29 protein-coding genes and 1 pseudogene are annotated in these 24438 nt (G+C 73.6%); 23 read left to right on the top strand and 7 right to left on the bottom strand.

Annotation, left to right across the window (positions count from 1 at the left end; genetic code table 11):
• Positions 1 to 11: 11 nt before the first annotated feature.
• On the bottom strand, positions 12 to 179 hold the full coding sequence (locus BX286_RS36505; RefSeq protein ID WP_167747578.1) for a hypothetical protein: 168 nt from the start codon (positions 177 to 179) through the stop codon (positions 12 to 14).
• Between the two features lie 212 nt (positions 180 to 391).
• Between BX286_RS36505 and BX286_RS10900 the strand changes: the two genes are divergently transcribed.
• Genes BX286_RS10900 through BX286_RS10885 form a run of 4 tightly spaced genes read left to right on the top strand, consistent with a single transcriptional unit; the run spans position 392 to position 4175 of the window.
• Positions 392 to 1678, top strand: coding sequence for an NYN domain-containing protein (locus BX286_RS10900; RefSeq protein WP_100863812.1), 1287 nt, complete (start codon positions 392 to 394; stop codon positions 1676 to 1678).
• Between the two features lie 28 nt (positions 1679 to 1706).
• Positions 1707 to 2744 carry an ABC transporter ATP-binding protein gene (locus BX286_RS10895; RefSeq protein WP_398898379.1) on the top strand — a complete coding sequence of 346 codons (1038 nt, stop codon included), beginning with the start codon at positions 1707 to 1709 and terminating at the stop codon, positions 2742 to 2744.
• The gene (locus BX286_RS10890; RefSeq protein ID WP_079426044.1) at positions 2741 to 3526 is read left to right on the top strand and encodes an ABC transporter permease; all 786 of its coding nucleotides are present in this window, start codon (positions 2741 to 2743) and stop codon (positions 3524 to 3526) included. Before BX286_RS10895 ends, BX286_RS10890 begins: the two co-directional genes overlap by 4 nt.
• A 34-nt stretch (positions 3527 to 3560) precedes the next feature.
• Positions 3561 to 4175, top strand: coding sequence for a hypothetical protein (locus BX286_RS10885; protein ID WP_261993399.1), 615 nt, complete (start codon positions 3561 to 3563; stop codon positions 4173 to 4175).
• Positions 4176 to 4286: 111 nt separating this feature from the next.
• On the opposite strand, the gene ybaK is transcribed toward BX286_RS10885, so the two are convergent.
• Genes ybaK through BX286_RS10870 form a run of 3 tightly spaced genes read right to left on the bottom strand, consistent with a single transcriptional unit; the run spans position 4287 to position 7159 of the window.
• Positions 4287 to 4781, bottom strand: coding sequence for a Cys-tRNA(Pro) deacylase (ybaK, locus tag BX286_RS10880; RefSeq protein ID WP_121014915.1), 495 nt, complete (start codon positions 4779 to 4781; stop codon positions 4287 to 4289).
• Between the two features lie 4 nt (positions 4782 to 4785).
• Positions 4786 to 5526, bottom strand: a complete 741-nt coding sequence (locus BX286_RS10875; protein WP_079426035.1) for an LON peptidase substrate-binding domain-containing protein — start codon at positions 5524 to 5526, stop codon at positions 4786 to 4788.
• Between the two features lie 34 nt (positions 5527 to 5560).
• Positions 5561 to 7159 (bottom strand): oxidoreductase, encoded by a 1599-nt coding sequence (locus BX286_RS10870; RefSeq protein WP_079426032.1) that lies wholly within the window; start codon positions 7157 to 7159, stop codon positions 5561 to 5563.
• A 122-nt stretch (positions 7160 to 7281) separates the two neighbouring features.
• On the opposite strand from BX286_RS10870, the gene hisD reads away from it, so the two are divergent.
• The 8 genes from hisD to hisF are packed head-to-tail and all read left to right on the top strand — an operon-like array spanning position 7282 to position 13004.
• A complete protein-coding gene (gene hisD / locus BX286_RS10865; RefSeq protein WP_079426029.1) occupies positions 7282 to 8622 on the top strand; it encodes a histidinol dehydrogenase in 1341 nt (446 codons plus the stop codon).
• Positions 8619 to 9734 (top strand): histidinol-phosphate transaminase, encoded by a 1116-nt coding sequence (locus tag BX286_RS10860; RefSeq protein WP_237292762.1) that lies wholly within the window; start codon positions 8619 to 8621, stop codon positions 9732 to 9734. The genes hisD and BX286_RS10860 overlap by 4 nt, the downstream gene beginning before the upstream one ends.
• Positions 9731 to 10324 carry an imidazoleglycerol-phosphate dehydratase HisB gene (hisB, locus tag BX286_RS10855; RefSeq protein WP_079426023.1) on the top strand — a complete coding sequence of 198 codons (594 nt, stop codon included), beginning with the start codon at positions 9731 to 9733 and terminating at the stop codon, positions 10322 to 10324. Before BX286_RS10860 ends, hisB begins: the two co-directional genes overlap by 4 nt.
• Positions 10325 to 10326: 2 nt before the next feature.
• Positions 10327 to 10491, top strand: a complete 165-nt coding sequence (locus tag BX286_RS36500; RefSeq protein ID WP_187344117.1) for a hypothetical protein — start codon at positions 10327 to 10329, stop codon at positions 10489 to 10491.
• Entirely contained in the window at positions 10491 to 11132 is a 642-nt protein-coding gene (gene hisH, locus BX286_RS10850) for an imidazole glycerol phosphate synthase subunit HisH (protein ID WP_079426018.1), read from the top strand. The genes BX286_RS36500 and hisH overlap by 1 nt, the downstream gene beginning before the upstream one ends.
• The gene (gene priA / locus BX286_RS10845) at positions 11132 to 11863 is read left to right on the top strand and encodes a bifunctional 1-(5-phosphoribosyl)-5-((5-phosphoribosylamino)methylideneamino)imidazole-4-carboxamide isomerase/phosphoribosylanthranilate isomerase PriA (RefSeq protein ID WP_121014914.1); all 732 of its coding nucleotides are present in this window, start codon (positions 11132 to 11134) and stop codon (positions 11861 to 11863) included. The genes hisH and priA overlap by 1 nt, the downstream gene beginning before the upstream one ends.
• A complete protein-coding gene (locus tag BX286_RS10840; protein ID WP_121014913.1) occupies positions 11860 to 12252 on the top strand; it encodes a RidA family protein in 393 nt (130 codons plus the stop codon). The genes priA and BX286_RS10840 overlap by 4 nt, the downstream gene beginning before the upstream one ends.
• Positions 12249 to 13004 carry an imidazole glycerol phosphate synthase subunit HisF gene (hisF, locus tag BX286_RS10835; protein WP_079426007.1) on the top strand — a complete coding sequence of 252 codons (756 nt, stop codon included), beginning with the start codon at positions 12249 to 12251 and terminating at the stop codon, positions 13002 to 13004. The genes BX286_RS10840 and hisF overlap by 4 nt, the downstream gene beginning before the upstream one ends.
• Before the next feature lie 63 nt (positions 13005 to 13067).
• Here the strand turns inward: hisF and BX286_RS10830 are convergent, their stop codons facing one another.
• Both BX286_RS10830 and BX286_RS10825 read right to left on the bottom strand, forming a co-directional pair.
• A complete protein-coding gene (locus BX286_RS10830) occupies positions 13068 to 13487 on the bottom strand; it encodes a hypothetical protein (protein WP_121014912.1) in 420 nt (139 codons plus the stop codon).
• A 253-nt stretch (positions 13488 to 13740) separates the two neighbouring features.
• Positions 13741 to 14373: a TIGR03085 family metal-binding protein gene (locus tag BX286_RS10825; RefSeq protein WP_079426001.1), complete on the bottom strand. Its 633-nt coding sequence runs from the start codon at positions 14371 to 14373 to the stop codon at positions 13741 to 13743.
• An 83-nt stretch (positions 14374 to 14456) separates the two neighbouring features.
• Here BX286_RS10825 and hisI point away from each other — a divergent pair, with 83 nt between their 5' ends.
• The 11 genes and pseudogenes from hisI to lgt all read left to right on the top strand — a co-directional run bounded on the left by hisI (position 14457) and on the right by lgt (position 23753).
• A complete protein-coding gene (gene hisI, locus BX286_RS10820; RefSeq protein WP_079425998.1) occupies positions 14457 to 14822 on the top strand; it encodes a phosphoribosyl-AMP cyclohydrolase in 366 nt (121 codons plus the stop codon).
• A 19-nt stretch (positions 14823 to 14841) separates the two neighbouring features.
• Positions 14842 to 16332, top strand: a complete 1491-nt coding sequence (locus tag BX286_RS10815) for an anthranilate synthase component I (RefSeq protein WP_079425994.1) — start codon at positions 14842 to 14844, stop codon at positions 16330 to 16332.
• A 14-nt stretch (positions 16333 to 16346) separates the two neighbouring features.
• A complete protein-coding gene (locus BX286_RS10810) occupies positions 16347 to 16982 on the top strand; it encodes a TIGR02234 family membrane protein (RefSeq protein WP_079425991.1) in 636 nt (211 codons plus the stop codon).
• 132 nt (positions 16983 to 17114) lie between these two features.
• A complete protein-coding gene (locus tag BX286_RS10805) occupies positions 17115 to 17366 on the top strand; it encodes an HGxxPAAW family protein (RefSeq protein ID WP_079425988.1) in 252 nt (83 codons plus the stop codon).
• A 53-nt stretch (positions 17367 to 17419) separates the two neighbouring features.
• Positions 17420 to 17911, top strand: coding sequence for a DUF2752 domain-containing protein (locus tag BX286_RS10800; RefSeq protein ID WP_100863820.1), 492 nt, complete (start codon positions 17420 to 17422; stop codon positions 17909 to 17911).
• Between the two features lie 182 nt (positions 17912 to 18093).
• Positions 18094 to 18903: an indole-3-glycerol phosphate synthase TrpC gene (gene trpC, locus BX286_RS10795; RefSeq protein ID WP_079425980.1), complete on the top strand. Its 810-nt coding sequence runs from the start codon at positions 18094 to 18096 to the stop codon at positions 18901 to 18903.
• 8 nt (positions 18904 to 18911) lie between these two features.
• Positions 18912 to 19121, top strand: coding sequence for a tryptophan biosynthesis modulator TrpM (gene trpM / locus BX286_RS10790; protein WP_045950210.1), 210 nt, complete (start codon positions 18912 to 18914; stop codon positions 19119 to 19121).
• Positions 19122 to 19334: 213 nt separating this feature from the next.
• Complete coding sequence (trpB, locus tag BX286_RS10785) at positions 19335 to 20588, top strand: tryptophan synthase subunit beta (RefSeq protein WP_079425978.1); 1254 nt, start codon at positions 19335 to 19337, stop codon at positions 20586 to 20588.
• Positions 20585 to 21400 (top strand): tryptophan synthase subunit alpha, encoded by an 816-nt coding sequence (gene trpA / locus BX286_RS10780; RefSeq protein ID WP_100863821.1) that lies wholly within the window; start codon positions 20585 to 20587, stop codon positions 21398 to 21400. The genes trpB and trpA overlap by 4 nt, the downstream gene beginning before the upstream one ends.
• A gap of 95 nt (positions 21401 to 21495) precedes the next feature.
• Positions 21496 to 22284: pseudogene (locus tag BX286_RS10775) on the top strand (thioredoxin domain-containing protein); the annotation flags it as partial.
• Positions 22285 to 22574: 290 nt separating this feature from the next.
• Positions 22575 to 23753: a prolipoprotein diacylglyceryl transferase gene (lgt, locus tag BX286_RS10770; protein WP_261993398.1), complete on the top strand. Its 1179-nt coding sequence runs from the start codon at positions 22575 to 22577 to the stop codon at positions 23751 to 23753.
• Positions 23754 to 24247: 494 nt separating this feature from the next.
• On the opposite strand, the gene BX286_RS36495 is transcribed toward lgt, so the two are convergent.
• A complete protein-coding gene (locus BX286_RS36495) occupies positions 24248 to 24412 on the bottom strand; it encodes a hypothetical protein (protein WP_187344116.1) in 165 nt (54 codons plus the stop codon).
• Positions 24413 to 24438: the final 26 nt, after the last annotated feature.

The following is a 24438-nucleotide window of genomic DNA, read 5'->3' as shown; positions in this document are numbered from 1 at the left end:
CGCGGAGGCGCTCAGTTGTGGCCGAAGCGCTTCGACTTGCTCTTGTGGGCCATGTCCAGCGGACTGGGCGACTGCGAGGGGCGGTCGTCGGAGGTCTCCGTCGAGCCCTTGGGCATGTCCTGCCCGCCCGGTCGCGTCTGCTGCTTGGCCGGCTGCTTCTGGTTCTTGTTCTTGGCCATGGAATGCCTCCGTGGGGGGTGTAGGGGCCAGGGCCGCCTTCACCCTCACACACCACAACAAAGCGCGCATTTTGGATCATTGCCGTGCGTAGCGGGGCCCACCGCCGGGCCTGCCGCGAGATACGCCACGCCGGTGATCCAGTTCCGGCCGTCAACGCCCTTGCAGTCGGGCAGACTCGGGGAAAACCTGTCGAGGACCCCCACGGAAGAGGGTGGAACGCGTGGACCGCTGCGTCGTCCTGGTGGATGCCGGATACCTGCTGGGCGCGGCCGCGAGCCTCCTCGCGGGAGAACCCTCGCGCTCGCGCATCACCGTCGACCACTCCGCCCTCATCCAGGGCCTGCGCGAGCGCGCCGAGGCCGACACCCAGCAGCCCCTCCTGCGGATCTACTGGTTCGACGGCGCCCCCGACCGGGTGCCCCAGCCCGAACACCGCCGGCTGCGCGTCATGCCCCGGGTCACCGTCCGGCTGGGCGCCCTGACCCGCAGCGACGGCCGCTGGGCCCAGAAGGGCGTCGACGCCGCCATGCACGCCGAACTCACCGAGCTCGCCCGCAACCGGGCCTGCTCCGACGTGGTCCTCGTCACCGGCGACGGAGACCTGCTGCCCGGACTGATGTCCGCCAAGGAACACGGGGTCGCCGTCCACCTCTGGGCCGTCCAGGCCGCCGACGGGGACTACAACCAGTCGGAGGACCTCGTCGCCGAGGCCGACGAACGCCGCGTCCTCGACCGCGCCTGGATCACCCGCGCCGTCCGGGCCCGCGACCTCGCCGGACTGTGCCCCCCGCCGCCCGCCCCCCGCCCCGAGATCGCCGCCATCCTCTCCGCGCCGCTGCCCGAGGCCGCGCTCGCCGAAGCCGCCCGCAACGGCACCCCGGCCGCCCCCGAACCGCCCTCCAACGGTGCCGCCGTACCGGCCCCCGCCACCGAGGGGGCCAAGCCCTCCGTCCCCACCCCCAAGGACCTCGCCGCCCTGCGCGCCCCCGTCCAGGGCCCCGGCGCCGCGCAAGCGCACCCCGCCCCCAGCCCGGCCGGCAGCGCCCTGCGCTGGTCCTCCGACAAGGGCTGGATCGACCGCCCCGGCCCGCTCGGCGAACCCGCCGAGACCGCCTCCCTCCCCACCCTCGCCCAGCTCACCAGCGCCGAACAGCGCTGGGCCGACCGCGAGGAGGACATCACCACCGTCGGCGGCGATCCCTTCGAGGTCGGCCAGGTCTTCGCCCGCCGCTGGATGGAACGCCTCCCCGAGACCGGCCACCTCCAGAAGCTCGCCACCATGTACCCGCGCGTCCCGCACCGCATCGACGGGGAGCTGCTGCGCTACGCCGCCCGCTTCGGGCTCCTCGCCCACAAGGACGACCAGATCGACGAGCACGACCGCTACGCCATCCGCGCCGGGTTCTGGAGGGAGATCGACGTGCGCGCCGCGGCCGAGCACATGGGCGGAGCAGCTGCCTCCGCATCCGCGGCGCCGATGACCCCGGCGGCCGAGTGAGAGCGGAACCCGCGTAGGCTGCTCCCTCGTGAGTACGGGCACAGCGCAGGCAGGGCACACCACGGCAGAGGCCGCAGGGGCGGCTTCCGGGGTGGTCTGCGCGGTGCGGGACCTGGTCAAGACCTACCCCGCGGTGCGCGGCCGGCGCGGCGCGCCCGCCCTCCCCGAGACCCGTGCCACCGACGCGATCTCCCTGGAGGTCCGGCGCGGCGAGATCTTCGGACTGCTCGGCCCCAACGGCGCCGGCAAGTCCACCCTGGTCCGCCAGCTCACCGGGCTGCTGCGCCCCGACTCGGGCTCCGTCACCCTCCTCGGCCACGACCTCGTACGCCACCCCGAGCGGGCCTCCCGCCTGCTGGCCTACCTGGGACAGGAGTCCACCGCCCTCGACGAGCTCACCGTCGCCCTCGCCGCCGAGACCACCGGCCGGCTGCGCGGACTCGACGCCCGCGCGGCCCGGGCGGCCCGTGACGAGGTCCTGGAGGAGCTCGGGCTGACCCCGATCGCCGGGCGCCCGCTGAAGAAGCTCTCCGGCGGACAGCGGCGGCTCGCCTGCTTCGCCGCCGCACTGGTGGGGGAGCGGCCGGTGCTCGTCCTCGACGAACCCACCACCGGCATGGACCCCGTCGCCCGGCGCGCCGTCTGGTCGGCCGTGGACCGGCGCCGCGCCCGGCACGGCGCCACGGTGCTGCTGGTCACCCACAACGTCATCGAGGCGGAGACCGTCCTCGACCGGGTCGCCGTCATCGACCACGGCAAGGTCATCGCCTGCGACACCCCGGCCGGCCTCAAGGCCAGGGTCTCCGACGAGGTCCGCCTGGAACTGGTGTGGCGCACCGCCGCGCCGCTGGAGGTCCCCGAGGTCGCCGCGCTGGCCCCGCGGGCCGCCGAGTCCGGGCGCCGCTGGGTGCTGCGCCTGGGCCAGGACGAGGCCCGCGCCGCCGTCGCCGCAGTGACCGGCGGCCCGGCCTTCGCCGCCCTCGACGATTTCACGTTGGCCACGCCGAGCCTGGAGGACGTCTACCTCGCGCTGGGCGGCCGGATGAAGGGTCTGGTCAAGTCGTGACCACCGCTGCCGCTCCCGCCGTTCCGGCCGCCGTCCTGGCGCCCCGGGCACGGCTCCTCCCCGCCCTCGCGGCCGTCTACCGGGCCCAGCTGTCCCGGGCCCGGGTGGCGCGCATACCCCTCCTCTTCGTCGCCACCTTCCAGTCCGTCGGGATCATGATCCTGATGCGGGGCGTGGTGGACGGCGGCTCCGAGGCGCGGGCGGTCGTCGCCGGCTCGTCGGTGCTGGTCGTCGCCTTCGTCGCGCTGAACCTCCTGGCCCAGTACTTCGGCCAGCTGCGGGCGGGCGGGGGGCTCGACCACTACGCCACCCTGCCGGTGCCGCCCGCCTCCGTGGTGCTGGGCGCGGCCGCCGCGTACGCCTCCTTCACCCTGCCGGGGACGCTGGTGACGGCCGTCTTCGGGTGCGTGCTGTTCGGGCTGCCGATGGGCGGGCTGTGGATTCTGGCCGCCGTGGTGCCGCTGGCCGGGGCCGCGCTGGCCGGGCTCGGCGCGGCGCTGGGCCTGCTGGCGCCCCGGCAGGAGCTGGCCACGCTGGCCGGGCAGCTGGGCATGTCGGCGGCCCTGCTGCTGGGGGTGCTGCCGGCGGAGCGGATGCCGGAGGCCATCGTCTGGGCCCGGGACCTGCTGCCCTCCACCTACGGGGTGGAGGCCTTCGCGCGGACCTTCGCCCCGCACCCGGACTGGGCGGCGGTCGCCGCCGACCTCGGCGTGTGCGCGGCGGTCGGGGTCCTCTCCCTGGCCGTCGCGACCTGGGCCTACCGGCGGGCGGCGGTCCGCTGACGCGGCCGCCGGGGCCACCTGGCACGATGTGGGGGTGACCGAAGCCGTGACCCCGCCGCCACCCGCCCCCCTCCCGGACCATGAGCCCGCCGTCAGCCCGGCGGACATCCGCGACGGGGCCACCGTGGCCCTCGTGGTGGGCGTCTGCGGGGCGCTCCTCGGGCTGCTGTGGGCCTGGCTCGCGCCGCGCGTCCAGTACGTGGCCCACGGCCAGGCCGTCTTCCTGAAGAACACCGAGGGCGAGGCGCGGATCGGCGCCGACGGCACGTTCTTCCTGCTGTCGCTGGGGCTGGGCGTGCTGAGCGGCCTCGCCGTCTTCCTGTGGCGGCGGCGCGGCGGTGTCGCGCTGGTGGCCGGGCTCACGGTCGGGGCGTGCTTCGCCGCGCTGCTGGGGTGGCGGACGGGGCTGTGGCTGGGGCCCGGCACCGATGTCGCCGCCGCGGCGGCCAAGGCGGGGCCGGACGTGCCGTTCGACGCTCCGCTGCAGTTGCTGGCGTACGGGGTGCTGCTGGGGTGGCCGATCGCCGCCGCCGTGACCCACCTGGCGCTGACGGCCGCCTTCGGCCCCCGGGACCCCGAGCCGACCCCCTGGACGGGTTCGTACCCCCCGCCCCACGTCCACGCGGACGCGAAGCCGCCCCAGGGCTGAGGGCTGTTTTCTCCCCGCCCCGCCCTCTCACCGTTTCCGCCTTAAACGCCGGCGGGGCTATGTATAGCCCCGCCGGCGTTCGAGGCACTGGGGGAGGCTCTGGGCGGACCGCTACGCGCGGGCGATCGGGGCGAGGACCGCGCCGGTGAGGGTGGCCAGGGAGGACGGGGCGAGTTCGACCTCCAGGCCGCGGCGGCCCGCCGAGACGCAGATCGTGGCGTGCCCGGAGGCAGAGGCGTCCAGGACCGTCGGCAGCCGCTTCCGCTGGCCCAGCGGCGAGATCCCGCCCCGGACGTAGCCGGTGGTGCGCTCCGCCAGCGCCGGATCGGCCATCGCGGCCCGCTTGCCGCCCACCGCCGCCGCCAGTGCCTTCAGGTCCAGCGAGCCCGAGACCGGGACCACCGCCACGGTGAGGTTCCCGTCCACCTCCGCGACCAGGGTCTTGAACACCTGCTCCGGCGACACCCCCAGCGCCTCGGCCGCCTCCTCGCCGTACGAGGGGTGCGCCGGGTCGTGCTCGTAGGAACGGGTGGTGAACTCGACGCCCGACGCGGTCAGGGACGTGATCGCGGGAGTGCCCGCCGTCTGCTGCTTCTTCTTGGCCATGGCCTCAGTTCGGGCTCGTCGGGGCGCGGGTCAGGTCCACCGCCGGCAGGGACGGGAGGTGGCGGATCACCGCGGTCTCGGTGCGGAGCAGCTTCAGCTCCTCCGCCAGCCGCGTCGCGGTGTCCGGGGCCTGGAGCAGGCGCTGCTTCGACGGGATGTCCAGCACGGCCGCCGCCGCCACCAGGTACGACACCACCGACGGCTCGTCCGGCAGGTCCGGCGCCGACGTGAGGGACCGCTCCCGGGCCCCCGCCAGCCGCTTCTGGTAGGCGCGGAAGGCCCGCAGGACCCCCTCGGACAGGGCGCCCGCCCCGTCCCCGGCGTCCTCCGCGAGCTCCTCCAGCTCGGCGACGAGGAAGGGGCCCGAGGAGTCCACCGACAGCAGCCGCACCCGTGTCGTGCCGGTGGCGAGGACCTCGAAGCTGCCGTCCTCCCGCTCCCGGATCGTCGCCGCGTCCGCGATGCAGCCCACCCGGTGGAACGCCTGGATCGGGTCCGCGCCGAAGCCCGCCGCCGGGCCCTTCTCGGGCAGGGACGTCGGGTCGGGCAGCCCGGGCGCGGTCGGCGCGACCTCCCGGCCGTCGCGGATCGCGACGACGGCGAACCGGCGCGGCTCGTCCTCACCGATCTTCAGCAGCTCGCGCATCATGGCGCGATACCGCTCCTCGAAGACGTTCAGCGGCAGCACGAGGCCCGGGAACAGCACCGAGTTCAGTGGGAAGAGGGGCAGGCGAACGGTGGTCACGACCCACAGGGTAGTGGCCGCGGCGGCCGGGCCGTCACCCCCGCCGCAGCAGCCGGGACGCGCCCGCGGCCACCGTCGTGGCCAGGATCCATCCCAGCAGGACCAGCGCCGCCGAAGCCCACTGCCAGACTCCTTGCGTCTTCCACTGGCCCTCCTGGCCGAGGTCGATCACCGGCAGGAGGAGGTCGAGGGCGTAGAGGGCGGCGTTCCAGACGGGGTGCTCGTCGGCCTTGAGGGGTTCGGGGCGGTGCCGCAGGAACAGCAGGGTGCCCGCCGCCCACAGGACCGCCATCCACAGCGCGGCCCGCCCCGGCCGGTACCCGTAGAGCACCGTCCAGTCCTGGAGGTACCCCCAGGCCCGCCCGGCCGGCGAGAGCGTGGTCCGCCGGCGCCGCTCCTTGGCCAGCAGCACCTCGCGGGCGTCGGAGTCCTCCCCGCGGGCCCGCAGCACGGCCGCGAGCCGCTCGTACGGCTCCGGCGAGTAGTCGGGGCTGGCCGCCCCCACCCACTCCAGGCGCCGCTCCAGAGGGAAGTGCCCCCGGGGCGCCAGGGTCTCGTAGGAGAAACCCTCCATGAACAGCCGGCCCGGGCCGGGCCAGCTCGTGGAGCGGTCCACCAGCCGCACCACCTTCGCCCCGGACAGCACCACCCGCCCCTGCTCCGGCGCGTCCCCGACGAAGCGCAGCTCGGGAGTCTGGATCCGGCGCAGCGAGACCTCCTGGTCGGGCTGGAGCTCGAAGCGGGCCGCGTAGAAGTCGACGGAATCCCCGAAGCGGCCGTCGTCCAGCCGCAGCCCGCCCCGGCACTCGAACGGCCGCGTCGGGACGCCCCGGGTCGGGGTCCGGCTCCAGTCGTACGGGCGCGTCGGGTCCCCGGCCGGCCCGAGGGCGGCGGAGGTCAGGTAGAGGGTGCGCTCGACCGTGAGGGTGGGCGCGTTCAGGGCGCGGCGGCCGTAGGGGTTGCGCAGCCGGGCCCCGCGCAGGCTCATCGAGGCTCCGACCCGGGCCCCGCGCAGGCTGACCTCGCCGTTCGTCTCCAGCAGCTCGGCCTGGAAGTCCTGGGCGACCACCAGCCCGTCGGCGGCGATCGCCCGCCCCCGCCCGTCCCGCTGCACCACGGTGCTGCCGATCAGCAGGTCGGTGCCGATCTGCGCGTCGGTCAGCCGGATCCCGCGCGCCACCCGGCAGCGCGACAGGTGCAGGTCGCCCTCGGTGTGCAGCCGGGCCCCGTCCAGCCGGGGGATCGCGCAGTTGTCGAGCCGCAGGGTGCCGAAGCGGGTCTCGGAGAGCTGGATCTCGCCGTCGAAGCGGCACGAGCGGATCTCCACGTACGGGGCTACCGTGCCGCCGGACAGGTCCAGCCGGCCGGTGATCCGGGCGCCGCGCAGCTTCAGGCAGCCGACCCGGCCGGGCACCGGTGCGGGACCGGCGAGCAGCAGGTGCGCCACCACCTCCGCCCGGACCCGCCGCTCGGGCCCCCAGGGCCGGTCTCCGTGCGGATCGTCCCGTTCGGCCGAGTGCGTGCTCAGATCGCAGACGGTGCCCGCCCGGAAGGTCTCCCACATGAGCCGCTCGGGATCCGTGAGGTCGTCCGGACGCCCGTCCCCGTACGCGTCCCCGTGCGCTTCCGCCATGGCAGCCCCCCGCCGTCATCCCCGTGTACGTGAAAGCTAATCGCAGCCTGTGACATCCGGGGCGTGTATCAGCCAGTGATACGGGCGGACGGTGGTGGGAGACGGTCTGAGAGAATTGGGACGTGATCTCTCGTATCGACCTGCGCGGTGACGCCCTCCCCGAGGGTGGCGCCCTGCGCGATCTGCTGCCCCGTGCCGAGTTCGACGTGGAAGCCGCCCTGGAGAAGGTGCGGCCCATCTGCGAGGACGTCCATCATCGTGGCACGGCGGCGCTGATCGAGTACGCGCGGAAGTTCGACGGGGTCGAGCTCACGCAGGTCCGGGTCCCCGCGCAGGCCCTCACGGCCGCCCTGGAGCAGCTGGACCCGGCCGTCCGCGCCGCCCTGGAGGAGTCCATCCGGCGCGCCCGGATCGTGCACCGCAACCAGCGCCGCGCCGAGCACACCACCCAGGTGGTCCCCGGCGGCACCGTGACCGAGAAGTGGGTTCCGGTCGAGCGCGTCGGCCTGTACGCGCCCGGCGGCCGCTCCGTGTACCCGTCGTCCGTCGTCATGAACGTGGTCCCCGCCCAGGAGGCCGGCGTCGAGTCCATCGCGCTCGCCTCCCCGCCGCAGAAGCCCGCTTTTGAAGGAGATCCTGCCGGCGGGCTGCCGCACCCGACCATCCTGGCCGCCTGCGCGCTGCTCGGTGTGGACGAGGTGTACGCGGCCGGCGGCGCCCAGGCCGTCGCGATGTTCGCGTACGGCACGGACGAGTGCGCCCCCGCGAACATGGTCACCGGCCCCGGCAACATCTGGGTCGCCGCCGCCAAGCGCTACTTCACCGGGAAGATCGGCATCGACACCGAGGCCGGCCCGACCGAGATCGCCGTCCTCGCCGACTCCACGGCCGACCCGGTGCACGTCGCCGCCGACCTGATCAGCCAGGCCGAGCACGACCCGATGGCCGCCGCCGTCCTCGTCACGGACTCCCCGGAGCTCGCGGACGCCGTCGAGAAGGAGCTGGAGCCGCAGGTCGCCGCGACCAAGCACGTCGAGGACCGGATCAAGCCCGCCCTGGCCGGCAAGCAGTCCGCGATCGTCCTGGTCGACGACCTGGAGGCGGGCCTGAAGGTGGTCGACGCGTACGGCGCCGAGCACCTGGAGATCCAGACCGCCGACGCCGCCGCCTGGGCCGCCCGCGTCCGCAACGCCGGCGCGATCTTCGTCGGCCCCTGGGCGCCGGTCTCCCTCGGCGACTACTGCGCCGGGTCCAACCACGTCCTGCCCACCGGCGGCTGCGCCTGCCACTCCTCGGGCCTGTCCGTGCAGTCCTTCCTGCGCGGCATCCACATCGTCGACTACACCCGCGACGCCCTCGCCGAGGTCACCCACCACGTGGTCACCCTCGCCGAGGCCGAGGACCTGCCGGCGCACGGCGCGGCCCTGAAGGCCCGCTTCGCATGGAAGGTGCCGAACCAGTGAGCAGCACCATCGGCATCGACGACCTCCCCATCCGCGACGAGCTGCGCGGCAAGACCCCCTACGGCGCCCCCCAGCTGGACGTGCCCGTCCAGCTGAACACCAACGAGAACCCGTACGAGCTCCCCGAGCCCCTGGTCCGCCGCATCGCCGAGCGCGTCGCCGAGGCCGCCCGCACCCTCAACCGCTACCCCGACCGGGACGCGGTGGAGCTGCGCACGGAGCTCGCGAAGTACCTCACCCGCACCGGCAAGCACCCGGTCTCCCTGGAGAACGTCTGGGCCGCCAACGGCTCCAACGAGGTCCTCCAGCAGCTGCTCCAGACCTTCGGCGGCCCGGGGCGCACGGCGATCGGCTTCGAGCCCTCGTACTCGATGCACGCCCTGATCGCGCGCGGCACCGGCACCGGCTGGATCTCCGGCCCCCGCCGGGAGGACTTCACCATCGACGTGGAGGCCGCCGAGCGGGCCCTCGCGGAGCACGCCCCCGACGTCGTCTTCATCACCTCGCCCAACAACCCCACGGGTACCGCGGTCGAGGCGGAGACCGTCCTGGCCCTCTACGAGGCGGCCCAGGCGGCCAAGCCGTCCCTGGTGGTCGTGGACGAGGCGTACGTGGAGTTCAGCCACCGCGACTCCCTCCTCCCGCTGATCGAGGGCCGCCCGAACCTGGTGGTCTCCCGGACCATGTCCAAGGCCTTCGGCGCGGCCGGCCTGCGCCTGGGCTACCTCGCCGCGCACCCCGCCGTGGTCGACGCCGTGCAGCTCGTACGCCTGCCGTACCACCTGTCGGCCGTCACCCAGGCGACCGCGCTGGCCGCCCTGGAGCACACCGACACCCTGCTCGGCTACGTCGAGCAGCTCAAGGCCGAGCGGGACCGCCTCGTCACCGAGCTGCGGGCGCTCGGCTTCGAGGTCACCGAGTCCGACGCGAACTTCATCCAGTTCGGGAAGTTCGAGGACTCCCACACCGCCTGGCAGAAGATCCTCGACCAGGGCGTCCTGGTCCGGGACAACGGCGTACCGGGCCGGCTGCGGGTCACCGCGGGCACCCCGGCCGAGAACGACGCGTTCCTGGAAGCGGTTCGCGCACTGAAGAAGGAGCAGCAGGCATGAGCCGCATCGGACGGGTCGAGCGCACCACGAAGGAGACCTCGGTCCTGGTCGAGATAAACCTCGACGGCACCGGCCGGGTCGACGTCTCGACGGGCGTGGGCTTCTACGACCACATGCTCGACCAGCTCGGCCGCCACGGCCTCTTCGACCTCACGGTCAAGACGGACGGCGACCTGCACATCGACAGCCACCACACCATCGAGGACACCGCCCTCGCGCTGGGCGCCGCCTTCAAGCAGGCCCTCGGCGACAAGGTCGGCATCTACCGCTTCGGCAACTGCACCGTGCCGCTGGACGAGTCCCTCGCCCAGGTCACCGTGGACCTCTCCGGCCGCCCGTACCTCGTGCACACCGAGCCCGAGAACATGGCGCCGATGATCGGCGAGTACGACACGACGATGACCCGGCACATCCTGGAGTCCTTCGTCGCGCAGGCCCAGATCGCCCTGCACGTCCACGTCCCGTACGGCCGCAACGCCCACCACATCGTGGAGTGCCAGTTCAAGGCGCTGGCCCGCGCCCTGCGCTACGCGTCCGAGTTCGACCCGCGCGCGGCCGGCATCCTGCCCTCCACGAAGGGCGCCCTCTAGAAGTGAACGGCCTCAACACCGTCCTGATCGTCCTCGGCCTGTTCCTGGCCGGGGGCGTCTACTCCTTCCAGAAGCAGAAGATGCCCAAGTCGGTGATCGTTCTGCTCGCCCTCGGCTCCGCCATGTGCCTGGCCGCCGGGATCCTGCGAATTCAAGGAATCTGGTAATGAGCGCCAAGAAGAACGTCGTGGTCTTCGACTACGGCTTCGGCAACGTCCGCTCCGCCGAGCGCGCCCTCGCGCGCGTCGGCGCGGACGTCGAGATCACCCGCGACTACGACAAGGCCATGGACGCCGACGGCCTCCTCGTGCCAGGCGTGGGCGCCTTCTCCGCCTGCATGCAGGGCCTCAAGGACGCCCGCGGCGACTGGATCATCGGCCGCCGGCTCTCGGGCGGCCGCCCCGTCATGGGCATCTGCGTCGGCATGCAGATCCTCTTCGAGCGCGGCATCGAGCACGGGGTCGAGACCGAGGGCCTGGACGAGTGGCCCGGCACGGTCGGCCCGCTGAAGGCCCCCGTCGTCCCCCACATGGGCTGGAACACCGTCGAGGCACCCGCCGACAGCCAGGCCTTCGCCGGCCTGGACGCCGGCGCCCGCTTCTATTTCGTGCACTCCTACGCGGCCCACGACTGGTCCCTGGAGGTCACCAACCCCAGGATCAAGGGCCCCAAGGTCACCTGGGCCACGCACGGCGAGCGCTTCGTCGCGGCGGTGGAGAACGGGGCCCTGTGGGCCACCCAGTTCCACCCCGAGAAGTCCGGCGACGCCGGCGCCCAGCTCCTCACCAACTGGATCGAGACCCTGTGATGACCGCACCCACGCTCGAACTCCTCCCCGCGGTCGACGTCCGCAACGGCCAGGCCGTACGCCTCGTGCACGGCGTCTCCGGCAGCGAGACCTCCTACGGCTCCCCGCTGGAGGCGGCCCTCGCCTGGCAGGCCTCCGGCGCCGAATGGCTGCACCTGGTCGACCTCGACGCCGCCTTCGGCACCGGTGACAACCGCGCCCTGGTCGCCGAGATCACCCGTGCCATGGACATCAAGGTCGAGCTGTCCGGCGGCATCCGCGACGACGCCACGCTCGCCGCGGCCCTCGCCACCGGCTGCACCCGCGTCAACCTCGGCACCGCCGCCCTGGAGACCCCCGAGTGGGCCGCCAAGGCCATCGCCGAGCACGGCGACCGGATCGCCATCGGCCTGGACGTGCGCGGCACCACCCTCAAGGGCCGCGGCTGGACCAGTGAGGGCGGCGACCTCTACGAGACCCTCGCCCGCCTGGACTCCGAGGGCTGCGCCCGCTACGTCGTCACCGACATCGGCAAGGACGGCACCCTCAGCGGCCCCAACCTGGAGCTGCTGAGGAACGTCTGCGCGGCCACCGACCGGCCCGTCGTCGCCTCCGGCGGCGTCTCCTCCCTGGAGGACCTGCGGGCCCTGTCCGGGCTCGTCCCGCTGGGCGTCGAGGGCGCCATCGTCGGCAAGGCCCTGTACGCCAAGGCCTTCACCCTGGAAGAGGCCCTGGAGGCGGTCCGCGCATGAGCTCCTCCGACTCCGGCGTGCGCCGGATCTCCTCCGGCGACCCCTACGAGGACGTGATCGGCTACTCCCGTGCCGTGGCCCTCCCCAACGGCCTGGTCCTGGTCTCCGGCTGCACGGCCGCCGACGCGGGCGGCCCGTACGACCAGACGGTCAAGGCCTTCGAGGCCGCCTTCAAGGCGCTCGCCGAGGCCGGGATGGGCCCCGAGCACGTGGTCCGCACCCGGATGTACCTCACCCACGCCCGTGACGTCGACGAGGTGGGCCGCGCCCACAAGACCCTCTTCGACGCCGTCCGCCCCGCCTCCTCCATGATCATCGTCAATGGCTTCGTCGACCCGGGCATGGTCGTCGAGGTGGAGGTCGAGGCCTTCAAGGAGGTCGAGGGATGAGCCTCGCCGTACGCGTGATCCCCTGCCTGGACGTGGACAACGGCCGCGTCGTCAAGGGCGTCAACTTCCAGAACCTGCGTGATGCCGGAGACCCGGTGGAGATGGCCAAGCTCTACGACGCCGAGGGCGCCGACGAGCTGACCTTCCTCGACATCACCGCCTCCTCCGGCAACCGCGAGACCACCTACGACGTGGTGCGGCGCACCGCGGAGCAGGTCTTCATCCCGCTCACGGTAGGCGGCGGCGTGCGCACCGCCGACGACGTGGACAAGCTGCTGCGGGCCGGCGCGGACAAGGTGGGCGTGAACACGGCCGCCATCGCCCGGCCCGAGCTGATCCAGGAGATCGCCGAACGCTTCGGCCGCCAGGTGCTGGTGCTGTCGGTCGACGCCCGCCGCACCGCGTCCGGCTCCTTCGAGGTCACCACCCACGGCGGCCGCCGTGGCACCGGCATCGACGCCGTCGAGTGGGCGCACCGCGCGGCCGAGCTGGGTGCGGGGGAGATCCTGCTGAACTCGATGGACGCCGACGGCACCAAGGACGGCTACGACACCGAGATGATCGCCGCGGTCCGCGAGCACGTCACCGTCCCGGTGATCGCCTCCGGCGGCGCCGGGAAGCTGGAGCACTTCCCGCCCGCCATCGCGGCGGGCGCCGACGCGGTGCTCGCGGCGTCGGTGTTCCACTTCGGCGACCTGCGGATCTCCGAGGTCAAGGCCACCCTGCGCGAGGCGGGCCACCCCGTCCGCTGACCGCGGGCACGCACGCGCGGACGGGGGCACCCGGGCAGGGCCCGGGTGCCCCCGTCGGGCTGTCTAGCGGAAGTCGTCGACCGAGTCGTAGTCGTCCTGCTGCTCCGGCTTCTGCTGCTGGCCGGCCTGCTGCTGGTCCTGCTTGGGGGCCTGCTGGAAGACGACCGAGGCGGCGTGGAAATCGCCGGCCTTCTCACCCGGCTGGAGGGTGGCGACCGGCGCGCCGCCGCAGTCCGGCTCCTCGAAGACCAGGGCCACCGAGTCGCTTTCGTTCACCGCTTCGACGACTGCCGACGCGGCGGAGGGCAGGGCATGGCATTTGTCCGAGCCCATGTCCTTGACCTGGCCGTTCTGCTCGGTGTGGCTCTGGTCGACGTACACGTAGTTGAGGGCCTTGCCGTCGTCGGCGAACGCCTGGGCTCCGGCGGGGAGGACCAGCGCGAGGGCTCCGGCGAGGGCGGCGGCGGTGGTGCGAAGACGCATGGGGGGTTCCATTCCTTCCACGGTGACGACACCGAACCGGTCGGCATCCGTGACGGAGCGTAGGGACGGGGAGGGGTGCGGAAACCTTTCGCCCGGCGCCGCCATGCCCGATTTCACCGGCCCGGCGGTACCCCGCCGCCGCGCCCCGCGCGGCGGCGGGGCCGGGCCGGTTGCCCCGGGGCCGGGGCCGGCTGCCCCCGGGGCCGCGACCGGACGCCCCAGGGGCCGCCGCCGGACGCCCCCGGGGCCGTGGTCAGATGCCCAGCTGGGCCACCGTCAGGCGGGAGACGGCCTCCTTCTCGCCCTCCAGATCCACCGCGGCTGCGGCCTGGCGGCCGAAGCAGAACAGCGTGAGCTCACCCGGCTCGCCCGTCACCGTCACCACCGGCACCCCCTTGTGCGCCACCGCCGTACGCCCGTCCGGGCGCCGCAGCACCAGGCCCACCGGCGAGCGGCGGCCCGTCAGCCGGGCCAGCTTCTCCAGCCGGGACCACAGCGCGTCCGAGAACACCGGGTCCAGCGCCCGCGGCGACCAGTCCGGCTGCGCCCGTCGCACGTCCTCCGCGTGCACGAAGAACTCCACCGCGTTCGCCGCCTCGTCCACCTGCTTCAGCGCGTACACCGACAGCTTCGGCGGCCCGGTGCGGATCAGCTGGATCAGCTCCTCGTACGGCTTCGCCGCGTACTCGGCCATCGCCCGGTCGAGCCGCTCCTTGAGGACCTTCAGCAGCAGGCCGCCCGCCGCGTCCGGACGCCGCTCGCGGACCACCACGTGCGCGGCCAGGTCCCGGCAGGTCCAGCCTTCGCACAGGGTCGGGGCCTGCGGCCCGGCGGCCTCCAACAGGTCGGCCAGCAGCAGGCGTTCGCGCTTCGCATGGGTAGACATACCGGCCAGCCTACGGCCGCAGCCGCTCCGCGGCTGCCCATCAGGCGGACGGAGATCAATGACGGTCACCGCGGCGCGGCACAATGGGCCCCATGAGTACGTCCCCCCTCGACCCCGCCGTCGCAGCCCGCCTCAAGCGCTCCGCCGACGGCCTGGTCCCGGCCATCGCCCAGCAGTACGACACCGGAGAGGTGCTCATGCTCGGCTGGATGGACGACGAGGCCCTGCACCGCACCCTCACCACCGGCCGCTGCACCTACTGGTCCCGCAGCCGCCAGGAGTACTGGGTCAAGGGCGACACCTCCGGCCACTACCAGCACGTGAAGTCCGTCGCCCTCGACTGCGACGCCGACACCGTGCTCGTCAAGGTCGACCAGGTCGGGGCCGCCTGCCACACCGGCGCGCGCACCTGTTTCGACGCCGATGTCCTGCTCAGCGACGCCGACTAGCCAGTTAGGGTCCCACCCCATGGATCTCGAGACCTTCCGCAAGCTCGCGGCCGACCGCCGTGTCATCCCCGTCAGCCGCCGGCTGCTCGCCGACGGGGACACCCCGGTCGGGCTCTACCGCAAGCTGGCCGCCGAACGCCCCGGCACCTTCCTGCTGGAGTCCGCCGAGAACGGCCGCTCCTGGTCCCGCTACTCCTTCGTCGGCGTGCGCAGCGACTCCACCCTCACCGTCAAGGACGGGCACGCCCACTGGATCGGCACCCCGCCCGTCGGCGTCCCCACGGGCGGCGACCCCCTGGAGGCCCTGCGCGCCACCGTCCAGGTCCTCCACACTCCGCGTGACCTGGCGGGCGGCATGCCCCCGTTCACCGGCGGCATGGTCGGCTACCTGGGCTACGACATCGTCCGCCGCCTGGAGCGCATCGGCGACCACACCGAGGACGACCTGGGGCTCCCCGAGCTCACCATGCTGCTCACCTCCGACCTGGCGGTCCTCGACCACTGGGACGGCACGGTCCAGCTCATCGCCAACGCCATCAACCACAACGACCTCGACACCGGCGTGGACGAGGCCTACGCGGACGCCGTGGCCCGGCTCGACGCCATGGAGGCCGACCTCGCCCGTCCCGCCCCCTACGCGCCCACCGCGCTGCCCGAGTCCGAGCTGCCGCCCTTCGAGGCCCTGTGGGGCGGCGAGGACTACCAGGCCGCCGTCGAGGACGTGAAGGAGCGCATCCGGGCCGGCGAGGCCTTCCAGGTGGTGCCCTCGCAGCGGTTCGAGACCCCCTGCCGGGCCTCCGCGCTGGACGTCTACCGGGTCCTGCGGGCCACCAACCCGTCCCCGTACATGTACCTCTTCCGCTTCGAGAACGGCTTCGACGTCGTCGGCTCCAGCCCCGAGGCCCTGGTGAAGGTCGAGGACGGGCGGGCCATGGTCCACCCCATCGCCGGCACCCGGCACCGCGGCGCCACCCCGCAGGAGGACAACGACCTCGCCGAGGAGCTGCTGGCCGACCCCAAGGAGCGCGCCGAGCACCTGATGCTCGTCGACCTCGGCCGCAACGACCTCGGCCGGGTCTGCGAGCCCGGCTCGGTGGAGGTCGTCGACTTCATGTCGATCGAGCGGTACTCGCACGTCATGCACATCGTCTCCACCGTCACCGGGCGGGTCGCCGAGGGGAAGACCGCCTTCGACGTGCTCACCGCCTGCTTCCCCGCCGGCACCCTCTCCGGCGCGCCCAAGCCGCGCGCCATGCAGATCATCGAGGAGCTGGAGCCCACCCGCCGCGGCCTGTACGGCGGCTGCGTCGGCTACCTCGACTTCGCCGGGGACTCCGACACGGCCATCGCCATCCGTACGGCGCTGCTGCGCGACGGGACGGCGTACGTCCAGGCCGGAGCCGGTGTGGTCGCCGACTCGGTGCCCGAGCTGGAGGACCGGGAGTGCCGCAACAAGGCCGCCGCGGTGCTCCGCGCCGTCGGAGCGGCGAACCGCCTCCACCGCGGCTGAGGGCGTAGGGGATAGTGGGGTACGTGAGTGCCGTACCCCTGTCCCCGAACGCCGACGCCCCCGAGAGCGGATCGGGCCGCCGCACGGTGGCCGTCGCCCTGCTGCTCGGCGCGCTCGGCGCCACCGTCGTCCTGCTCGCCTCCGGCCGCGTCTGGGCCCGGGGCAGCGCCGCCGTCGGGGGCGGTTCGCTCCCGCTGACCGCCGACGGGCGGGCCGTCACCGGCCTCCCGGCGGCCCTGGCCATCGTCGGCCTCGCGGCCCTGGTCGCGGTGTTCGCCGTACGGGGCCGGGGGCGGCTGCTGGTCTCGGCGCTGCTCGCGCTGAGCGGCCTGGGCGCCGCGCTGTCGGCCGTGGCCGCCGCCGACGACCGCAGGGCGCTGGACGAGCGGGCCGCCGTCGCGACCGCCGACACCGCCGCACGGGTGGTGGAGCTCAGCCATACGGCCTGGCCCTACATCACGGCCGCGGGCGCGGCCCTGATCCTGCTCGCCGGGCTGCTGGCGCTGCGCTTCGGCCGCAACTGGCCCGCGATGGGAGGCCGCTACGAGCGCGACGGCAGCCCCCGGCGGCGTACGCCCGCGGCGGTGGACCCGGACCGGCCGGAGGACCTGTGGAAGGCTCTGGACCGGGGCGAGGACCCCACCGGCTGAGGCCCGGCCGCGCCGGGCGCGCACGGCACCCCCTGGAACGGGCCACCCGCTGGGGAATCCGCACGCCACGTGCGGGACAATGACATCGAGCGTGCGAGACGTCACGCCCGACAGATCAACGAGGAGCAACTCATGGCGGGCACGAGCCACGGACACACCCCGGCCGCCTGGACCGGTGTCGTCATTTCCTTCATCGGTTTCTGCGTCGCCGGCGCCTTCATGGTGATCGCGAACCCGGTCGGGTTCTGGGCGGGCATCGGCGTCGTCGCCCTCGGCGGTGTCGTCGGCCTCGCGATGAAGGCCGCGGGCATGGGCATGCCGAAGCCGGCTCACGAGGACCTCGCCGAGGTCATCGCCGCCAAGCAGCTCGCCGCGAAGGCCTGAGCCGAGTCCCTGGCGTACGGAAGGCGTGGCCCGGCCGGGCTGCGCCTTCCGTCATGAGCGGAGAGAATCAGCGGGTGGACGCCTCCTGCACTCCCCCCGGCCCGGCCCGGCAGGGCCCGCAGCCGGTTCCGGCCCCCGCGGGGGCGTCCCGGGCGCGGCGGTCGGCCGCTCCGGTGCTCACCCTGGCCGGGGCCGTGGCCGCCTTCGCGTACGTGGGCGCCGTGGACCCCAACCAGCCCGGCCACTACCCGGTCTGCCCGCTGTTCCGGCTGACCGGCGTCCTGTGCCCCGGCTGCGGCGGGCTGCGCAGCGCGCACGCCTTCGCCCGGGGGGACCTGGTCACGGCCCTCGGGGACAACGCCCTGGCCGTCGCCGGCTACCTCGTCTTCGCGGGGTTCACGGCGCTGTGGCTGGTACGGGCCTTCCGCGGCGGTCCCGTGCCCCGGATCGTCCTGGGGCCCGCCTGGTGGTGGGTGGTGGGGACGCTGGCGCTGGCTTTCACGATCGTCCGGAACCTACCGATCGGTTCCGCTTTGGCCCCCTGAGCCCTTGCGGGGCCGGGGGAGGGGCTGGAGGAACCCCATATTCCGAGTGTCCAGACCCTGGGACGCCGCGAACTCCGTGCGGAGGCCGTGGCGACCTGCGGATACCATTTGATTGCTGACCTTGCAGTGGTACGTGTCCGCAAGGCGGCCGAACGTCATCGACCCGGAAGGGGGCCGCTCGCGTGAGTGTGCTCGACGAGATCATCGAAGGGGTCCGCGAAGACCTTGCCGAACGGCAGGCCCGCGTGAGCCTCGACGAGCTCAAGGAGCGTGCCGCCAAGGCGCCCCAGGCCAAGGACGGCGTCGCAGCCCTGCGCGGCGACGGCGTCAAGGTGATCTGCGAGGTCAAGCGCTCCAGCCCCTCCAAGGGCGCGCTGGCCGCGATCGCAGACCCGGCCGGGCTCGCCGCCGACTACGAGGCGGGCGGTGCGGCGGTCATCTCCGTCCTCACCGAGCAGCGCCGTTTCGGCGGCTCGCTGGCCGACCTGGAGGCCGTCCGCGCCCGCGTCGACGTCCCGATCCTGCGCAAGGACTTCATCGTCACGGCGTACCAGCTGTGGGAGGCCCGCGCCTACGGCGCCGACCTCGTGCTGCTGATCGTGGCGGCGCTGGACCAGGAAGCCCTCGTCTCCCTCATCGAGCGGGCCGAGTCCATCGGCCTCACCCCGCTCGTGGAGGTCCACGACGAGGAGGAGATCGAGCGGGCCGTCGCCGCCGGTGCCAAGATCATCGGCGTCAACGCACGCAACCTCAAGGACCTCAAGGTCGACCGCTCCACCTTCGAGCGCGTCGTCGGAGAGATCCCGCCCCACATCGTGAAGGTCGCCGAATCCGGGGTCCGCGGACCCCACGACCTGATCGCCTACGCCAACGAGGGCGCCGACGCCGTCCTCGTCGGCGAGTCCCTGGTCACCGGACGCGACCCGAAGGCGGCCGTGGCCGACCTCGTCGCCGCCGGCGCCCACCCCGCCCTGCGCCACGGGCGGAGCTGACCCCTCCCATGGCCCCCTCCCGCCCCTCCGTCCGCACCCGCCCGGGCCACGGCCCGGCCGGCGTGCCGACGGCGCACGCGCCCCTGGCGCGCGGCTGCCGCCCCCGCGGCTGCCGCGCCCCGGCCCGGCGCGTCCACGGGCGGCGGGTGCGCTACGTGATCGGCTCCGAGCCCGGTCAGGTCAACGGCATGCGATGGCGCGGCGGAGCCGCGTCGTGACGACGGTCCCGCCCGCCCGGTAGCCCCAGGCACCGGGCGCGGCAGGCCGCGTACGGTCCCGCGCCCGAGCCGCCCGACGGCTCCCGGCGAGGACCGCTCCGTCCGTACCCCCACCCCCTCCAGCGGGGTGCGCGGGCGACGGACCGACGGCGCAATACGGTGCATCCCAGCCACCCGTCGGCACCGCATACCGCACCACGTAGGAGTAGTGGCATGTCCACCAGCTCGTTCTTCATCCCGGACCCGGAAGGCTCCGTCCCCAACGCCGAGGGCTACTTCGGCGACTTCGGCGGCAAGTTCATCCCGGAGGCCCTCGTCGCCGCCGTGGACGAGGTCGCCGTCGAGTACGAGAAGGCCAAGGGCGACCCCGCCTTCGCCGCCGAGCTCAACGACCTCATGGTCAACTACACGGGCCGTCCCAGCGCCCTGACCGAGGTCCCCCGCTTCGCCGAGCACGCCGGCGGCGCCCGGATCTTCCTCAAGCGCGAGGACCTCAACCACACCGGCTCGCACAAGATCAACAACGTGCTGGGCCAGGCGCTGCTCACCAAGCGCATGGGCAAGACCCGCGTCATCGCCGAGACCGGCGCCGGCCAGCACGGCGTCGCCACCGCCACCGCCTGCGCCCTCTTCGGCCTCGAGTGCACCATCTACATGGGTGAGATCGACACCCAGCGCCAGGCGCTGAACGTCGCCCGCATGCGCATGCTCGGCGCCGAGGTCATCGCCGTGAAGTCCGGCTCCCGGACCCTCAAGGACGCCATCAACGAGGCCTTCCGCGACTGGGTCGCCAATGTGGACCGCACCCACTACCTCTTCGGCACCGTCGCCGGCCCGCACCCCTTCCCGGCCATGGTCCGCGACTTCCACCGGGTCATCGGCGTCGAGGCCCGCCGCCAGATCCTGGAGCGCGCCGGGCGCCTCCCCGACGCCGTCGCCGCCTGCGTCGGCGGCGGCTCCAACGCCATCGGGCTCTTCCACGCCTTCATCCCCGACGCCGATGTCCGCCTCGTCGGCTTCGAGCCCGCCGGGCACGGCGTCGAGACCGGCGAGCACGCGGCCACCCTGACCGCGGGCGAGCCCGGCATCCTGCACGGCTCCCGCTCCTACGTCCTCCAGGACGAGGAGGGCCAGATCACCGAGCCCTACTCCATCTCCGCCGGCCTGGACTACCCCGGCATCGGCCCCGAGCACTCCTACCTCAAGGACAGCGGCCGCGGCGAGTACCGCGCCGTCACCGACGACGCGGCCATGCAGGCCCTGCGCCTGCTGTCGCGCACCGAGGGCATCATCCCGGCGATCGAGTCGGCCCACGCCCTCGCGGGCGCCCTCGACCTGGGCAAGGAACTGGGCCCCGACGGCCTGATCGTGGTCAACCTGTCCGGCCGCGGCGACAAGGACATGGACACGGCGGCCCGCTACTTCGGGCTGTACGACGGCACGGAGCCCGAGGGGGAGAACAAGTGAGCACCGGAAACCTGGAACTGCTGGCCTCGACCCTCGCCAAGGCCAAGTCCGAGGACCGCGCCGCCCTCGTCGCGTACCTCCCGGCCGGGTTCCCGACCGTGGACGGCGGCATCGAGGCCGTCAAGGCCGTCATCGCCGGCGGAGCCGACGTGGTCGAGATCGGCCTGCCGCACAGCGACCCGGTCCTGGACGGCGCCGTCATCCAGACCGCCGACGACATCGCCCTGCGCGGCGGCGTCAAGATCGCCGACGTGATGCGCACCGTGCGCGAGGCCTACGAGGCCACCGGGGTCCCGATCCTGGTCATGACGTACTGGAACCCCATCGACCGCTACGGCGTCGAGCGGTTCACCGCCGAGCTGGCCGCGGCGGGCGGCGCGGGCTGCATCCTGCCCGACCTGCCGGTCCAGGAGTCCGCCCTGTGGCGCGAGAACGCGGCCAAGCACGGTCTGGCGACCGTCTTCGTCGTGGCCCCCAGCAGCAAGGACGAGCGCCTGGCCACCATCACCGCGGCCGGCTCCGGCTTCGTCTACGCCGCCTCCCTCATGGGGGTCACCGGCACCCGCGAGTCGGTCGGCCAGGAGGCCCAGGAACTGGTCCGCCGCACCCGCGCCACGACCGAGCTGCCGGTCTGCGTCGGCCTGGGCGTCTCCAACGCCGCGCAGGCCAAGCAGGTCGCGGGCTTCGCCGACGGTGTGATCGTCGGCTCGGCCTTCGTCAAGCTGCTGCTGGACGCCCCGGACCTGCCCGCGGGCCTGGAGGCCGTGCGGGCGCTGGCGGGCGACCTGGCGGAAGGCGTACGCAGGTCCTGACGCCGGGCGGGCCCTTACCGGGGTTCTGTAGCCCGATCGGGTGGAATCGGGAGCAGGGAGGCACGCGAGTGCCTCCCTGCTTCGTTTGGCGGAACGTGAGCGAGAAGAACGACGGTGCGAACCGCGATGTGACGAAACGATCGGCCCGGGAGCGACTCCAGGCGGAGCGCGAGCAGCAGAAGAAGAAGGACAAGCGCAGGCGCGCCCTCGTGGTCGGCGGGGCGGTGGTCGGCGTCCTCGGCCTGGCCGCCGTCGTCGGCGTGATCGCGGCCAACACCGGCAAGGGCGACAAGACCGCCAAGGGACCCGTCGCGGCGCCCTCGGGCGCCACCGGCAAGGACGCGCTCGCCATCCAGACCGGCAAGGACGGCGCCAAGTCCACCCTCACGGTCTGGGAGGACTTCCGCTGCCCCGCCTGCAAGGCCTTCGAGGACAACTACCGGGACACCCTCCACGACCTGGAGAACAGGGGGCTGCTCAAGATCGAGTACCACCTGGTGACCCTCATCGACGGCAACATGCGCGGCACCGGCTCGCTGAACGCGGCGAATGCGGCGGCCTGCGCGCAGGACGCCGGCAAGTTCGGCGCGTACCACGACGTGCTCTTCGTGAACCAGCCGCAGGAGACGGACGACGCCTACAGCAAGAACGCCAAGCTTCTGGAACTGTCCGGGAAAGTCGGTGGACTCGACACCCCCGCCTTCCGCTCCTGCGTGGAGAACGGCACCCACAACAGCTGGGTCGCCAAGTCGCACGAGGCCTTCCGCGCCGGAAAGTTCAAGGGGACGCCGACCGTCCTGCTCGACGGCAAGGACATCTTCGGAGACCAGGCCAACCCGCTGACCCCGCAGAAGCTGAAGGAAAAGGTCGAGGCCAACGCCGGCGTGACCCCGAAGCCGTCGGCTTCCGCCTCGGCGTCGGCGTCCCCTTCGGCCTCCTCCTCCGGGAAGTCCGGCTCGACGGCGAAGTCGGGCACCACGCGCTCGTCGGGCTCTTCGGGTACATCGGGCTCTTCGGGCTCTTCGGGTGCTTCGGTCTCTTCGCCCGGCTCGAAGACGGTGTCCAAGGAGACTACGGAGGACTGAGGCGCGGCGAAGGCCGTGTGTGGTTTTGGTTTCAGCTTGCCGGGCGGGTTGCGGTGGCCACCGCCCGGCAGGGTAGCGTCAGCCTTGCCATGACCCTTGCTTACATCCCCAGTCCGTCGACCGGCGTGATCCATCTCGGACCGATCCCGCTCCGCGGCTACGCGTTCTGCATCATCATCGGCGTCTTCGTCGCCGTCTGGCTCGGCAACAAGCGGTGGATCGCGCGCGGCGGAAAGCCGGGCACGGTCGCGGACATCGCCGTGTGGGCGGTGCCGTTCGGCCTGGTCGGCGGTCGCCTCTACCACGTGATCACCGACTACCAGCTCTACTTCGGCGAAGGCCGGGACTGGGTCGACGCCTTCAAGATCTGGGAGGGCGGCCTCGGTATCTGGGGCGCGATCGCGCTCGGCGCGGTGGGAGCCTGGATCGGCTGCCGGCTGCGCGGCATCCCGCTGCCCGCCTGGGCCGACGCCCTGGCCCCCGGCATCGCCGTCGCCCAGGCCTTCGGCCGCTGGGGCAACTGGTTCAACCAGGAGCTGTACGGGCGCCCTACCGATCTGCCGTGGGCGCTGAAGATCAGCGAGGGCCCGAACCGGGTCGCCGGCCTCTACCACCCGACCTTCCTGTACGAGTCCCTGTGGTGCCTGGGCGTCGCCGCCCTGGTCATCTGGGCCGACCGCCGTTTCAAGCTCGGGCACGGGCGGGCCTTCGCCCTGTACGTGGCGGCGTACTGCTCGGGGCGGGTCTGGATCGAGTACATGCGGGTCGACGAGGCGCACCACATCCTGGGCCTCCGTCTGAACGTGTGGACGGCCATCGTGGTCTTCGTCCTCGCGGTCGTCTACTTCGTCCTCTCCGCGAAGCTGCGGCCGGGGCGGGAGACGGTCGTGGAGCCGGAACCTGCCGGGGGCGCCGGGGGTTCTGGGGACGAGACCCCGGCTGCTGCGCAGGCCGGGGCCGCCGAGGCGAAGCCGGACGCTGCCGGGGCGGAAGACGCGAAGCCGGAGGCCGCCGCCGGGGCTGCGGGCGCGGAGGCCGGAGCCGGGGACGCGAAGCCGGAGGCCGCCGCCGGGGCTGGGGCTGCGAAGCCGGTTGCCCTCGCGGGGGCTGAGGTTGCGAAGTCCGACGCCGCCGCCGGGGCTGAGGCGGCGACGCCGGAGGGCGCCGCCGGTGCCGCTGCGGGACCGGGAGACGACAAGGCCGACGTGAAGCCGGTCGGGCTGACCAAGGCCGGCGCGGACGCGGGCCCGGAGCCCGACAAGAGCTGACGACCCGCCCGAAGGGGGCGCCGCACCAGGTGCGGCGCCCCCTTCGGCGTGCCGGGTGGCAGTTGCGGGGTGCGGGGTGCCGCTGCGCGGGGCGGAGGTCCCCTACCCTCCCCCAGGCTCCGTCCGGGGGGGGCTCCGCCCCCAGACCCTCCCCCAGCGCCTCAAACGCCGGCGGGGCTGGATTCGGCGCGGCCGGTCCGTCGGCTGCGGCGTTACCGCGGCCGGATTTCGCGCAGCGAAATTCCAGCCCGCGCGGCGCTTGAGCGCCCTGGGCGTGCAGCGCCTGGCACGGGGTCCGGGGCGGGAGCCCCGGAACGCTCCAGCCCCGCCGGCGCCTCCCAGCGGTAGCTGGAGGTCAGGGGCGGCGCTCCTGGGAACGGTGGAAGGGCGGGTAGGGGACCAGCCCCGCAGGGCCGCGGTCGGCCCGCGCCGATCGGGGCCCTGCGGGGGCGGGCCGTGCCGGGCAAGGGGGCCAGGCCGGGCCGGGTGGGGGGTCAGCGGGGGCGCTGGGACAGGGAGAGGGTGCGGTGGGCGGCCGCCACGACCGCGGGGTCGATGAAGCGGCCGTCGGGGAGCGCGAGGGCCCCGGGGCCGCCCGGGCCGGGCAGGAGGCGTGCCAGGTCGGGCCCGGGACATGTGGGGCGGGCGGTGCCGGGCAAGGGGGCCAGGCCGGGCCGGGTGGGGG

It is taken from the genome of Streptomyces sp. 3211.6, from assembly GCF_003634815.1.
Taxonomy (GTDB): Bacteria; Actinomycetota; Actinomycetes; order Streptomycetales; family Streptomycetaceae; genus Streptomyces; species Streptomyces katrae_A.
This window is presented reverse-complemented; position numbering and strand designations above follow the sequence as displayed.

Coding starts and splice junctions, on each gene's coding strand:
- BX286_RS36505 (WP_167747578.1), bottom strand. CDS start 179: ATGGCCAAGAACAAGAACCAGAAGCAGCCGGCCAAGCAGCAGACGCGA.
- ybaK (WP_121014915.1), bottom strand. CDS start 4,781: ATGGCCAAGAAGAAGCAGCAGACGGCGGGCACTCCCGCGATCACGTCC.
- BX286_RS10870 (WP_079426032.1), bottom strand. CDS start 7,159: ATGGCGGAAGCGCACGGGGACGCGTACGGGGACGGGCGTCCGGACGAC.
- hisB (WP_079426023.1), top strand. CDS start 9,731: ATGAGCCGCATCGGACGGGTCGAGCGCACCACGAAGGAGACCTCGGTC.
- hisH (WP_079426018.1), top strand. CDS start 10,491: ATGAGCGCCAAGAAGAACGTCGTGGTCTTCGACTACGGCTTCGGCAAC.
- priA (WP_121014914.1), top strand. CDS start 11,132: ATGACCGCACCCACGCTCGAACTCCTCCCCGCGGTCGACGTCCGCAAC.
- BX286_RS10840 (WP_121014913.1), top strand. CDS start 11,860: ATGAGCTCCTCCGACTCCGGCGTGCGCCGGATCTCCTCCGGCGACCCC.
- hisF (WP_079426007.1), top strand. CDS start 12,249: ATGAGCCTCGCCGTACGCGTGATCCCCTGCCTGGACGTGGACAACGGC.
- BX286_RS10830 (WP_121014912.1), bottom strand. CDS start 13,487: ATGCGTCTTCGCACCACCGCCGCCGCCCTCGCCGGAGCCCTCGCGCTG.
- BX286_RS10825 (WP_079426001.1), bottom strand. CDS start 14,373: ATGTCTACCCATGCGAAGCGCGAACGCCTGCTGCTGGCCGACCTGTTG.
- hisI (WP_079425998.1), top strand. CDS start 14,457: ATGGGCCCCATGAGTACGTCCCCCCTCGACCCCGCCGTCGCAGCCCGC.
- BX286_RS10815 (WP_079425994.1), top strand. CDS start 14,842: ATGGATCTCGAGACCTTCCGCAAGCTCGCGGCCGACCGCCGTGTCATC.
- BX286_RS10805 (WP_079425988.1), top strand. CDS start 17,115: ATGGCGGGCACGAGCCACGGACACACCCCGGCCGCCTGGACCGGTGTC.
- BX286_RS10800 (WP_100863820.1), top strand. CDS start 17,420: ATGAGCGGAGAGAATCAGCGGGTGGACGCCTCCTGCACTCCCCCCGGC.
- trpM (WP_045950210.1), top strand. CDS start 18,912: ATGGCCCCCTCCCGCCCCTCCGTCCGCACCCGCCCGGGCCACGGCCCG.
- trpB (WP_079425978.1), top strand. CDS start 19,335: ATGTCCACCAGCTCGTTCTTCATCCCGGACCCGGAAGGCTCCGTCCCC.
- lgt (WP_261993398.1), top strand. CDS start 22,575: ATGACCCTTGCTTACATCCCCAGTCCGTCGACCGGCGTGATCCATCTC.